This is a genomic window from Thalassovita sp. (assembly GCF_965218685.1).
Classification (GTDB): Bacteria; Pseudomonadota; Alphaproteobacteria; order Rhodobacterales; family Rhodobacteraceae; genus Thalassobius.
On sequence record NZ_OZ244657.1, the window covers coordinates 2,503,072 to 2,515,412 of the forward strand.

General features: G+C 60.4%; 8 protein-coding genes. 5 read left to right on the plus strand and 3 right to left on the minus strand.

What is annotated here, in order from left to right:
* Nucleotides 1–21 precede the first annotated feature (21 nt).
* Genes ACOQOQ_RS12395 through ACOQOQ_RS12405 form a run of 3 tightly spaced genes read left to right on the plus strand, consistent with a single transcriptional unit; the run spans nt 22 to nt 3,442 of the window.
* Nucleotides 22–765, plus strand: a complete 744-nt coding sequence (locus tag ACOQOQ_RS12395) for an RNA methyltransferase (RefSeq protein WP_420567300.1) — start codon at nt 22–24, stop codon at nt 763–765.
* Between the two features lie 60 nt (nt 766–825).
* Nucleotides 826–1,971, plus strand: a complete 1,146-nt coding sequence (ctaA, locus tag ACOQOQ_RS12400) for a heme A synthase (protein WP_420567301.1) — start codon at nt 826–828, stop codon at nt 1,969–1,971.
* A gap of 1 nt (nt 1,972) precedes the next feature.
* A complete protein-coding gene (locus tag ACOQOQ_RS12405) occupies nt 1,973–3,442 on the plus strand; it encodes a carboxypeptidase M32 (RefSeq protein WP_420567302.1) in 1,470 nt (489 codons plus the stop codon).
* Between the two features lie 71 nt (nt 3,443–3,513).
* On the opposite strand, the gene gyrA is transcribed toward ACOQOQ_RS12405, so the two are convergent.
* The 3 genes from gyrA to hemB form a co-directional block, all read right to left on the minus strand.
* The gene (gyrA, locus tag ACOQOQ_RS12410; RefSeq protein ID WP_420567303.1) at nt 3,514–6,255 is read right to left on the minus strand and encodes a DNA gyrase subunit A; all 2,742 of its coding nucleotides are present in this window, start codon (nt 6,253–6,255) and stop codon (nt 3,514–3,516) included.
* A 250-nt stretch (nt 6,256–6,505) separates the two neighbouring features.
* Entirely contained in the window at nt 6,506–7,066 is a 561-nt protein-coding gene (locus ACOQOQ_RS12415; RefSeq protein WP_420567304.1) for a YSC84-related protein, read from the minus strand.
* 133 nt (nt 7,067–7,199) lie between these two features.
* The gene (hemB, locus tag ACOQOQ_RS12420) at nt 7,200–8,201 is read right to left on the minus strand and encodes a porphobilinogen synthase (RefSeq protein ID WP_420567305.1); all 1,002 of its coding nucleotides are present in this window, start codon (nt 8,199–8,201) and stop codon (nt 7,200–7,202) included.
* 114 nt (nt 8,202–8,315) lie between these two features.
* Here hemB and ACOQOQ_RS12425 point away from each other — a divergent pair, with 114 nt between their 5' ends.
* Complete coding sequence (locus tag ACOQOQ_RS12425) at nt 8,316–8,930, plus strand: component of SufBCD complex (protein WP_420567306.1); 615 nt, start codon at nt 8,316–8,318, stop codon at nt 8,928–8,930.
* Entirely contained in the window at nt 8,881–12,339 is a 3,459-nt protein-coding gene (gene mfd / locus ACOQOQ_RS12430) for a transcription-repair coupling factor (RefSeq protein ID WP_420567307.1), read from the plus strand. Before ACOQOQ_RS12425 ends, mfd begins: the two co-directional genes overlap by 50 nt.
* The last annotated feature ends 2 nt before the right edge of the window (nt 12,340–12,341 follow it).

The window sequence follows — 12,341 nt, forward strand, 5'->3', positions numbered from 1 at the left end:
GTGAAAAATCGGAGAGTTTTGATGCCCAGCCAGACCCCTCAACCCGCCTTTGTCCTGGTGCGCCCCCAGATGGGCGAGAACATCGGCGGCGCCGCGCGTGCAATGTGGAATTTCGGGCTGGATCGCATGCGTATCGTCAGCCCGCGGGACGGCTGGCCGAACCAGAAAGCAGTGGCCATGGCCAGTGGCGCTGGTCGGCTGCTGGACGAGGCCGGGCTATATGATGACCTGGCCGAGGCCGTCGGGGATTGCACCTATGTTTTTGCCACCACCGCACGGCACCGCGGTCTGACCAAGCCTGTCGTGACGCCTGAACGCGCAATGGAGATGGCCCGCGAAAAAATCGCGGCCGGGGAAAAGGTTGCCGTACTGTTCGGCCCCGAACGCGCGGGCCTTGAAAACGAGGATATTGCGCGGGCCAATGCCATTATCTCGGTTCCGGTGAACCCGGATTTTGCCTCGCTCAACCTGGCGCAATGCGTGCTGCTGACGGCCTATGAATGGCGCCGTCAGTCCGTGGAAACGGTGGCCGAAACGGTGGAAATGGCTGGCGCGGACTGGGCCAGCACCATCGAGGTGGAAAAGCTGGCCGAACATTACGAACAACGCCTGGACGATGCCGGGTTCTTTTTCCCCGAGACCAAGGCCGAGGGTATGAAGGTGGTTCTGCGCAACCTCTGGAGCCGTATGCCCCTGACCCGCAGCGATGTGCAGATGTTGCACGGGATCATGCGGCAAATGGTGCGCTGGAAAGAACGCGGCTGAGCGCTGGACGACAAGGCCCCATCGCCCTAACTTGCGGCAAAAGCAAAGGATGACACGCGCATGAGCGACAAACGCAGCATCTTCGAAGAGGTCTCGGACGCGGGTCCGACCGAGCGCAAGGCCCCCGTGGGCGGCATGATCGACCAAGGCAAACGCGGCGCGCGGCGCGGCATTCGCGTATGGCTGGCGGTATTGTTCGCCCTGGTCGTGGTGATGATCGCCGTGGGCGGCTTGACCCGTCTGACCGACAGCGGGCTGTCGATCACCGAATGGAAACCCGTCACGGGCGCGATCCCGCCCATGTCTCAGACTGACTGGGAATCCGAGTTCGCCAAGTATCAGGAAATCCCAGAATTTCAGCTTCAAAACAAAGGCATGAGCCTTGAGGAATTCAAAACCATCTACTGGTGGGAATGGGGCCATCGTCAGCTGGGCCGCTTTATCGGGCTGGTCTGGGCCTTGGGTTTTGCAGGTTTCGCGCTGGCTCGGGCCATTCCCACAGGTTGGACCGGACGTTTGGTGACCATTGGTGCTTTGGGCGGTCTGCAAGGCGCGGTGGGCTGGTGGATGGTCAGCTCGGGACTGACCGGAACGATGCTGGACGTGGCCTCGTACCGGTTGGCAACGCACCTTGGGCTTGCCTTCGTGATCCTGGGCACCATCGCTTGGTATATCTTCCAACTTGGCCGCGAAGAGCGGGACCTGATGCAGGCTCGCCGCCTGCGCGAGGCGAAACTGTGGGGGATCTCGACCGGTTGGTTGCATCTGGCCTTTGTCCAGATCCTTCTGGGGGCGCTGGTCGCAGGCATTGACGCGGGCCAAAGCTTTACCGACTGGCCCACGATGGGCGGCCAGTTCATCCCGCCCGAGGCCTTCGATCTGACCCCCGTCTGGCGCAACTTCTTTGAAAACGCCGGACTGGTGCAGTTCATCCACCGTATGGTGGCCTATTTGCTGCTGGCGATGACGATCATGGCACTTATCAAGGGGCGCAAGTCCGCCAATGCCAGCACCCGAGCGGCCTTTATCGCGGCCTCGATCGCTGTGTTTGGTCAGGTCTGCCTTGGGATCTACGTGCTGTTCTCGGGCGTACAGGCGCATGTAGCTTTGACCCACCAGATCATCGCTGTTTTGGTTTGGGTGTTGATCCTGCGGGCGCGCTTCTTGTCCGGCTATCCGATCACCGACGCGATCCGCAGGGGCTGATATGACCGCATATGACGCCCTGATGGGCTTTACCCGCGAGACAATGGCCCTTGCGCAGGTGGCAGGCCGCTTGGGCTGGGATCAGGAAACGATGATGCCGCGCGGCGCAGCAGAGCAGCGGGCCGAGGAAATGGCCGCCTTGGAATCGGTTCTGCACGCTCGGCGGACCGACCCGCGGGTTGCCGAATGGCTGACCGAGGCCGAGCCAATCGGTGACGTGGCCACCGCACAGCTGCGCCACATCCGCCGCAGTTTCGAGCGCGCGCAAAAAGTGCCAGCTGATCTGGCGTCTGCCTTGGCCCGCACCACCAGCCGCGCGCAAGGTCAGTGGGCGCAAGCGCGCGCTGACGAGGATTTTGCCGCCTTTGCGCCCGTCTTGGACGAGGTCTTGCGCCTGCGCCGACAAGAGGCCCAGGCGCTGGCCCAGGGGGGCGATCTTTATGACGCCCTGTTGGATGACTACGAACCCGAGTGCAAAGCCGCCGATCTGCAAGCCATGTTTGACGCGCTGCGCCCTCATCTGGTGTCGCTGCGCGCTGCGGCCTTGGAGAAACCAGCGCCGCAAGGTCTGTCAGGCCAGTTTGACGCCGCCCAGCAAATGCAGTTGGCGACGCTGCTGGCCCAAGCCTTTGGATACGATCTGGATAATGGCCGGCTGGACAAGGCTGTGCACCCGTTCAGCTCGGGCTCGGGGCTGGACGTACGCATCACCACGCGCACGGATGAACGCGATCCGTTCAACTGCATCTATTCGACCATCCACGAGGTCGGGCACGCTTGCTATGAGCAGAACATCGATCGCGCCTATCTGCTTAGCCCGCTGGGGCAGGGCGTTTCGATGGGGGTACACGAAAGCCAATCGCGCATTTATGAAAACCAACTGGGCCGCAGTCGCGCCTTTACCGGCTGGCTGTTCGGGCAGATGCGTGATTACTTCGGGGATATCGGCGTCTCCACCGAAGAGGCCTTTTATGCTGCGGTCAACCGTCTGCAAAACGGGTTCATCCGAACCGAAGCGGACGAGGTCCAGTATAACCTGCACATCATGCTGCGCTTTGATCTTGAACGCGCCATGATCGCCGGAGACCTGTCGGTTTCTGACCTTCCCGCCGCATGGAACGACCGTTTCGCGGCTGATTTCGGGTTCCAGGTCGACAAACCTTCGAATGGATGTCTGCAGGATGTGCACTGGTCTGTGGGTCTGTTCGGTTATTTCCCGACCTACAGCCTGGGCAATGTCTATGCTGGCTGTCTGCATGCGGCGCTGCGCAAGGATGTCACTAATCTGGATGACGCGCTTGCCACGGGTAACACCCTGCCGGCCACGGATTGGCTGAAGGATAAGCTGCAAACTCATGGCGGTTTGCGCAACCCGCAGGACACGATCACCCACGCCTGCGGACATCCACCCAGTGAAAAGCCCTTGGTGGATTACCTGACGGCAAAGTTCAGCGATCTGTATCAGCTTTGATGAAAAAGCCCGCCTTGAAATCATTCAAGGCGGGCTTTTATATTTATAAATCAGAGCGTTGTCGGAAGAACTTATTCTTCGATTTCGCCGTCTTCCTCGTCGCCCTGTTCGGCAATCCGCGCGACCGAGACGACCTCTTCGCCTCTGCCGGTGTTGAACACTTTCACCCCACCAGCCGAACGTGAGCGGAAGGAAATCCCTTCGACCGGAACCCGAATGGATTGCCCTTTCGATGTCGCCAGCATCACCTGATCGTCCATTTCCACAGGGAAAGAAGCCACCAGTTCACCACCGCGCATCGCCTTGTCCATAGCCATAACGCCCATGCCGCCGCGTCCGCGCACCGGGTAGTCGTGGCTGGAGGACAGCTTGCCCGCGCCCTCGCTGGTGATGGTCAGGATCAGGTTTTCAGCCGCCGACATCTCGGCATAGCGTTCCTGGGGCAGGGCGGCATCTGCATTTCCGCCGTCCTCATCGCCCTCGGCCTCTTCGGTGACACCGGCCATCAGGCGGCGCATCTTGAGGTAAGCGGCTCGTTCGTCCGGCGTAGCGTCAAAGTGGCGGATCACCGACATCGAAACCACGATATCACCCCCCGACAGCTTGATCCCACGCACCCCGGTCGAATTCCGGCCCGCGAACACCCGAACATCCGTGGTGGAGAAGCGGATCGCGCGGCCCGAATTGGTGACCAGCATTACATCGTCATCCTCGGAGCAGATGCGCGCGTTAACCAGGTTGACGCTGCCATCCTCGGGCAGTTTCATCGCGATCTTGCCGTTGGATTTCACGTTGGTGAAATCCGACAGGCGGTTCCGGCGCACGTCGCCCGCGCTGGTGGCAAAAACGATCTGCAGGTTGGCCCAGTCATCCTCGGGGACATCCACGGGCATGATCGCGGCGATGGACACACCCTGCGGGATCGGCAGGATATTGATTATAGCCTTGCCCTTGGCGGTCCGGCCACCTTGGGGCAGGCGCCAGGTCTTCAGCTTGTAGACCATGCCATCGGTGGTGAAGAACAGCAGCTGCGTATGGGTGTTCGCCACGAAGAGCGTGGTGACCACGTCCTCTTCCTTGGTTTGCATCCCCGACAGGCCCTTGCCGCCGCGTTTCTGAGCGCGGAAATCGGCCAGCGGCGTGCGCTTGATATAGCCGCCCGAGGTCACGGTCACGACCATGTCTTCACGCTCGATCAGGTCCTCGTCCATCATGTCACCGGACCAGTCGACGATTTCGGTGCGGCGGGGAACGGCGAATTGCTCGCGCACCTCGCGCAGTTCGTCCGCGATGATGCCCATGATACGATCGCGGCTGCCGAGGATTTCCAGGTATTCCTTGATCTTGCCGGCCAGCTCTTCCAGCTCGTCAGTGACTTCCTGCACACCGATCTGGGTCAGGCGTTGCAGGCGCAATTCCAGAATGGCGCGGGCCTGGGTTTCGGACAGGTTATAGGTCCCGTCGTCATTCACAGGGTGCAGAGGATCGTCGATCAGTCGCAGATATTCCACGATGGCCCCTGCAGGCCAGCGGCGTGTCATCAGTTTTTCGCGCGCCTCGGCTGCATCGGCACTGGACCGGATGGTGGCAACGACCTCGTCGACATTGGTGACAGCGACGGCCAGACCACACAGGATATGCGACCGTTCCCGCGCCTTGCGCAGCAAATAGGCCGTCCGGCGTGCCACGACATCCTCGCGGAAATCAATGAACGAGGTCAGGAAACGGCGCAGTGTCAGCTGTTCAGGACGACCGCCATTCAGCGCCAACATGTTGCACCCGAACGAGGTTTGCATCGGCGTAAAGCGGAACAGCTGGTTCAGCACCACCTCGGCGGTGGCGTCACGCTTCAGCTCGACCACGACACGCACGCCGTTGCGGTCAGATTCGTCCTGTACGTGGCTGATACCCTCGATCCGTTTTTCGCGGACAGCTTCGGCGATCTTTTCGATCATCGAGGCCTTGTTCACCTGATAGGGGATCTCGTCAATGACGATGGCATAGCGGTCCTTGCGGATTTCCTCGACCCGGGTTTTCGAGCGGATCACGACGCTGCCGCGGCCCTCAAGATAGGCTTTTCGCGCGCCCGAACGGCCCAGCATGATGCCACCTGTCGGGAAATCGGGGCCGGGAACATATTGAATAAGCTGTTCACTGGTCAGGTCCGGCTCTTCAATCAGGGCCAGCGTGGCGTCGATCACTTCGCCCAGGTTATGCGGCGGAATATTCGTGGCCATACCGACCGCGATACCGCCTGCGCCGTTAACCAGCATGTTCGGGAAACGCGCCGGTAGAACAGTCGGTTCCTGATCCTTGCCGTCATAGTTGTCCTGGAAATCGACGGTGTCCTTGTCGATATCGCTGAGCAGAAACGCAGCGGGCTTGTCCATCCGCACTTCGGTGTACCGCATGGCCGCCGGGTTATCCCCGTCCATGGAGCCAAAGTTGCCCTGACCATCCAGCAAGGGCAGTGACATCGAAAAGTCCTGCGCCATCCGGACCAAAGCGTCATAGATCGCGCTGTCGCCATGTGGGTGATATTTACCCATGACGTCACCGACCGGACGGGCCGACTTGCGATAGGGTTTATCGTGCCCATTCCCGGTCTCGTGCATCGCGTAAAGGATGCGCCGATGCACTGGCTTGAGCCCATCGCGCAGGTCGGGAATCGCCCGGCTGACGATGACGCTCATGGCATAATCCAGATAAGACGATTTCATCTCGTCCGTGATGGAAATGCTGGGTCCGTCGTAGGTCGGGCGCGCGGGCGCCTTTTCTTCTTCGTTATCAGGAGTTTGAGGCGTGTCGCTCACGTGGTCTCACCGCTCGGTCTGGAGTGTCTATATTTTGTTACACAAGTTATATCAGAGCCCATATACGGGGTGCAATGGTCCATGTTCCACGGCCCGGACTAAGTGAGAAAAAACACCCTAAGGTTCTGTAATTAAAATCAAAACCATGGACCTTTGCGCGTGAAAAAGGGCCAGGAGGGGAATGCCGCCCATGGCCCTTTGATTACTGGTGCGATTTCAACGCTGCAAAATGCCCGTCTGAGCGCGGGTTTTAGGGGATGATCCGCGTGTATTTCAGCCCCTCAAGGCTGGCGCCGGCCAGCATGCCTGCCTGACCGAATACCACGGCCAGCACCGGCGAGGTTGCCGTGGTGGTGTCGGTGCGAATATTCTCGCCAACATCCGAGAAGACATATTCCAGATCCGCACCAACGGCCCAGCCGCTGCTGCGGCGGAAGTTCTCAAGCGAGGGTTGGGTCATGAAAAACAGGACATGCGCATATTGCTGCGCGCCGATCTGAAGGCCGAAGCTGCCTTTTGCGGCCGAGTAGTAATCGACGGTCATCCCATCAATCCGCAAGGCGCCGCGACCGTAGCCACCGCCGACGAACAGGCCGGCCTCGGTCACCAGGGGCATCACCAGCTGGCCAACGGATTTGTCCATCACCTCTTGCAGGTTGGGATAGTTGCTTTGCAGATAGTCCATCGTCGCGTTGACGCGGGCGTCGATCGTATCTGCATTGGGGGTGCCCGCGCCGTTCGAGCACGCTGCGGTTACACTAGCACCGGCCAGCGCGGCCAGCGTAAAGCTGCGTCGGGTAAATTGGGTCATGGGGATCGCCTGTATTTGTTGCCTGTGAGTGCGGCCTCTGGATCGGGCCGGTTATGGAGGCACTATACGCGCGCGCCGCAGCCCTGTCACTAGCGGCGCCGCGCGACGTCGATTGTCGGCAGAAAGGCGCGCCTTAGGCCTGCAGCATTCGCGCCACGGCCGGGGCGAAATAGGTCAATACCCCGTCACAGCCCGCGCGCTTGAAGCACATCAGGCTTTCGAGCATGGCTTTCTCGCCGTCGATCCAGCCGTTCTGTGCGGCGGCCTGGATCATCGCGTATTCGCCGGACACCTGATACGCATAGGTGGGCACGGCAAAGGTGTCTTTCACGCGCTGACAGATATCCAGATAGGGCATGCCGGGCTTGACCATCACCATGTCCGCGCCTTCGTTCAGGTCGCGTTGGATCATCCGCAGTGCCTCGTCGGAATTGGCGGGGTTCATTTGATAGGTCGACTTGTCGCCCTTGAGCGCCCCCGAGGCACCAACCGCATCCCGGAACGGCCCGTAAAAGGCGCTGGCATATTTTGCCGAGTAGGACAGGATCATCGTGTCAGCGAAGCCCTCGGCCTCAAGCGCGCTGCGGATGGCACCGATCCGCCCGTCCATCATGTCCGAAGGGCCAATGATATCCACACCGTTGCGGGCCTGTTCGACCGCCTGCTTGACCAGAGCCTCGACTGTTTCATCGTTCAGGATCTTGCCGTCCTTCACGATCCCGTCGTGCCCGTTTGCGTTATAGGGATCCAGCGCCACGTCCGACATGATCGCAATGTTGATGCCTGCGTCCTTGATGGCGCGGCTGGCGCGGTTTGACAGGTTGTCGGGGTTCCAGGCCTCTTCGCAGGTTTCGGTTTTCAGCGTGGGGTCAGTGTAGGGAAACAGGCAGATCGCCGGAATGCCCAGATCGGCGGCCTCGCGCGCGGCGTCCACGATTTTGTCCACGGACAGCCGGTGCACACCAGGCATCGAGCTGACAGGCTCGGCAATGCTTTCGCCATCGCGGACAAAAATTGGCCAGATCAGATCGCCGACGCTCAGCGTGTTTTCCTGTACCAGCGCCCGAATCTGCGCCGATTGACGCGTCCGGCGGTGCCGTGCGGTGGGAAAGGGGGCCTGAGTGTGATGGGGCATCTGGTATTTCCTTCCTGTCTGTTGCATGGGTCGCATGGAATTTGCGCGCACTCAAGGGTAGGAATTGCCGCGCAGGCCGGGTAATCAGGCGAAAACACGAATAGGGTGCCTCAGGTGAGCTGGTACGAACTTCTCAATGAAATGATCGACATGCGGTCCTTCTCGAACCTTTGGTTCTGGATCGCACTGGCGGTCATGTGGTCGACGACCAGCCATTGGGTGTTGGGGGTTCCTTTTGATCTGGTGATCCGTGCAGGCCGTCATGCGCAGCGCGAGGGGCCGAACCAGACGCAGCAGGACCTTGAGGATTTGGTCCGCGTGAATATCAACAGGCTGCTGTATATCTCGGGCGTGTCCGGGTTGTGGCTGCTTGGGTTGGGGTGCTTTTTCTTCACTATCCTTGCCGGGCTTGGCTTTGTTTATGACGTGCAGCTGGCGCAGGCGGTTTTCTGTTTGCTTGCGCCGCTGACCATCGTGGGCATCCTCAGCCTGAACACCGCCCGCCGTATCCGCGACGAAGAGCTTTCGGGCGCCGCACTGCGCAAGCGATTGACCCGCCATCGCATCTGGGTTCAGGTGATCGGGATGATCTCGATCTTCGTGACGACCATTTGGGGCATCTACCAAATCTATACGGTCAATCTTCCTAATAATTTCTGGCACTTGGGGCAAAATACTAATGTCGAACAACCCGCAGATCACGATCGGGGGCGCCCCCGAGGGCTTTGACGCCAAGCTGATCCTGGCCGAGGTCGACAAGGCCACTGGCCCCGTGATTCACATCGCCCGAGACGACAAAAGACTGGCGGCCACCGAGGCCGCCTTGCGCTTCTTTGCGCCGGATATGCCGGTGGTCACCTTCCCCGGTTGGGACTGTCTGCCCTATGACCGGGTCAGCCCGCATGCGGATATCTCGGCTGCGAGGATGGCCACGCTGGCGGGGTTGGTGCACGGGATGCCCCAGCGTTTTATCCTGCTGACCACGCTCAGCGCCGCTATGCAGCGGGTGCCCGCGCGCGAGGTTCTGAAAGAGGCCGCATTCACCGCCCGCGTCGATCAGCGGATTAATGAAAAGGCGCTGCGGGATTTCCTGGTGCGTATGGGGTTTTCGCAGGCGCCCACGGTGATGGAGCCGGGCGACTATGCGATCCGCGGCGGCATCATCGACATCTTTCCGCCCGGTGACACCGGTCCCGTCCGTCTGGACCTGTTCGGAGACGTCCTGGACGGGGCGCGCCGCTTTGACCCGGTCAGTCAGCGAACAATCGAAAAATTGGACCTGATCGAGCTGGCCCCGGTGTCCGAGGTGATCCTGGACGAGGCCGCGATTCTGCGGTTCCGCCAGAATTACCGTATCGCCTTTGGCGCGGCAGGCACTGATGACCCGCTGTACGAGGCGGTCAGCGCCGGTCGCAAACACCAGGGGATCGAGCATTGGCTGCCGTTCTTTCATGACCGCCTGGAGGTTCTGTTCGATTATTTGCCAAAAGCGCCGATCACGCTGGATGACCAGATTACGCCCGCGCGTATTTCTCGCTGGGAAGGGATCGCCGACCAGTACGAAACGCGTAAGATTGCCATGTCTCAGAAAGGGCGGCTCGACACGATCTATAAACCCGTGCCGCCCGAGCAGCTGTATCTTGATGACACCGCATGGCATGCCGCAATCGATGGCCGGCGCGTGGTACAGTTTCATCCGCTTCCCCAAGCCTCGGGGCCCGGTGTGGTGGACGCAGGCGGGCGTATCGGCCGCAATTTCTCACCCGAAAGGCAGCTGGAAAATGTAAACCTTTTCAGTGCTCTGAATGACCATATTAATGCCAAAATTGCGAATGGTCCGGTCGTTGTTGCATCCTATTCCGAGGGTGCGCGCGAACGTCTGGATGGCCTGCTTGAAGACGAGGGCCTTCTGGGCGCGGTGCCTGTTTCGGACATGGGCGGGGTCGGCAAATACGGGGTGCATCTGGCCGTTTGGCCATTGGAGCACGGCTTTGAAGCGCCCGGATTGACGGTGGTTTCCGAGCAGGACGTGCTGGGCGAGCGTCTGGTTCGCAAGCAGGGTAAACGCAAACGTGCCGAGAATTTCCTGACCGAAACCCAGTCGCTTGCCGCGGGTGATTTGGTCGTTCACGTTGATCATGGGATCGGCCGGTACCTCGGGCTCGAGGTGGTCACGGCCGCTGGCGCCGCCCACGAATGCCTGCTGCTGGAATATGCCGAAGGCGCCAAGCTGTATTTGCCTGTCGAAAACATCGAGCTGCTGTCAAAATACGGCCATGACGAAGGTCTGCTTGACCGGCTGGGTGGCGGCGCATGGCAGGCCAAGAAGGCCAAGCTCAAGGAACGCATCCGCGAGATGGCTGATCGCCTGATCCGGGTTGCCGCCGAACGCGCCCTGCGAACGGCGCCCGCCCTTGAAGCACAGCATCACGCGTGGGAGGCCTTTAGCGCGCGCTTTCCATATCAGGAAACCGATGACCAGCTGCGCGCGATCGAGGATGTGCTGGACGATTTGACCAGCGGCCGTCCGATGGATCGCCTGATCTGCGGTGACGTGGGCTTTGGGAAAACCGAAGTCGCCATGCGCGCCGCCTTTGTCGCCGCCATGTCAGGCGTGCAGGTGGCCGTGATTGCACCCACCACCTTGCTGGCGCGTCAGCACTACAAAAGCTTCTCGGAGCGGTTCCGTGGCTTCCCGCTCGAGGTCCACGCCCTGTCGCGTTTCGTCAGTTCCAAACAGGCTGCGAAGACCCGTGACGGGATGGCGCGGGGCACCGTGGATATCGTCGTCGGCACGCATGCGTTGCTGGCGAAAAACATTCGTTTCCAGAACCTTGGCCTTCTGATCATCGATGAAGAACAACATTTCGGTGTCGGCCACAAAGAGCGGTTGAAACAGATGCGCAGCGATATTCACGTGCTGACGCTGACCGCCACGCCGATCCCGCGCACGCTGCAACTCAGCCTGTCGGGCGTGCGCGATCTGTCGATCATCGGAACGCCTCCGGTCGACCGTCTGGCCATCCGCACCTATGTCAGCGAGTTTGACGCCGTCACCGTCCGCGAGGCGCTGCTGCGCGAACATTACCGTGGCGGGCAAAGTTTTTACGTGGTTCCCCGCATTTCGGACCTGCCCGAGATCGAGCAATTCCTGCGCGATCACGTCCCCGAGGTCAGCTTTATCACCGCCCATGGCCAGCTGGCCGCCACGGATTTGGACGAGCGGATGAATGCCTTTTATGATGGCAAATTCGACGTGCTTTTGGCCACAACGATCGTTGAATCCGGTCTGGATATTCCCACGGCCAACACGATGATCGTGCACCGCGCCGATATGTTCGGTCTTGCGCAGCTTTATCAGATTCGGGGCCGGGTGGGGCGCAGCAAGACCCGCGCCTATGCCTATCTGACAACCAAACCCCGCGCGCCGCTGACACCCGCCGCCGAAAAACGCCTGCGCGTTCTGGGGTCTCTGGATACGCTGGGCGCGGGCTTTACCCTGGCCAGCCAGGACCTGGATATCCGCGGCGCAGGCAACCTTTTGGGGGAAGAGCAGTCCGGCCAAATGCGCGATGTGGGATACGAGCTGTACCAACAAATGTTGGAAGAGGCGATCGCCAAGATCAAGTCCGGCGAGATGGAAGGCCTGAGCGATACAGGCGATCAATGGGCGCCGCAGATCAACCTGGGCGTTCCGGTCCTGATCCCCGAAGACTACGTGCCCGATCTGGATGTGCGTTTGGGATTGTATCGTCGTCTCAGTGGGTTGCATACCAAAGTTGAACTTGAAGGCTTTGCCGCCGAGCTGATTGACCGCTTTGGAAAACTGCCTAAAGAGTTGAACACATTGCTTTTGATCGTCCGCATCAAGGCCATGTGCAAACGCGCCGGTATCTCCAAGCTGGACGGCGGCCCCAAGGGGGCCACGATTCAGTTCCACAACGACAAGTTCGCCTCGCCTCAGGGGCTGGTGGAATATATCCAGGCGCAAAATGGGCTGGCCAAGGTCAAGGACAACAAGATCGTCGTGCGCCGCGATTGGGCCAAGGACAGCGACAAGATCAAAGGTGCCTTCGCAATCGCGCGTGATCTGGCCGAAAAGGTGATCGCCGAGCAGAAGCGCAAGAAAGCAAAGTAGAG

What these genes read in the sequence shown, in the direction of transcription:
- ACOQOQ_RS12395 (WP_420567300.1), top strand. Translation starts at nt 22, where the DNA reads ATGCCCAGCCAGACCCCTCAACCCGCCTTTGTCCTGGTGCGCCCCCAG.
- ctaA (WP_420567301.1), top strand. Translation starts at nt 826, where the DNA reads ATGAGCGACAAACGCAGCATCTTCGAAGAGGTCTCGGACGCGGGTCCG.
- ACOQOQ_RS12405 (WP_420567302.1), top strand. Translation starts at nt 1,973, where the DNA reads ATGACCGCATATGACGCCCTGATGGGCTTTACCCGCGAGACAATGGCC.
- ACOQOQ_RS12415 (WP_420567304.1), bottom strand. Translation starts at nt 7,066, where the DNA reads ATGACCCAATTTACCCGACGCAGCTTTACGCTGGCCGCGCTGGCCGGT.
- hemB (WP_420567305.1), bottom strand. Translation starts at nt 8,201, where the DNA reads ATGCCCCATCACACTCAGGCCCCCTTTCCCACCGCACGGCACCGCCGG.
- mfd (WP_420567307.1), top strand. Translation starts at nt 8,881, where the DNA reads ATGTCGAACAACCCGCAGATCACGATCGGGGGCGCCCCCGAGGGCTTT.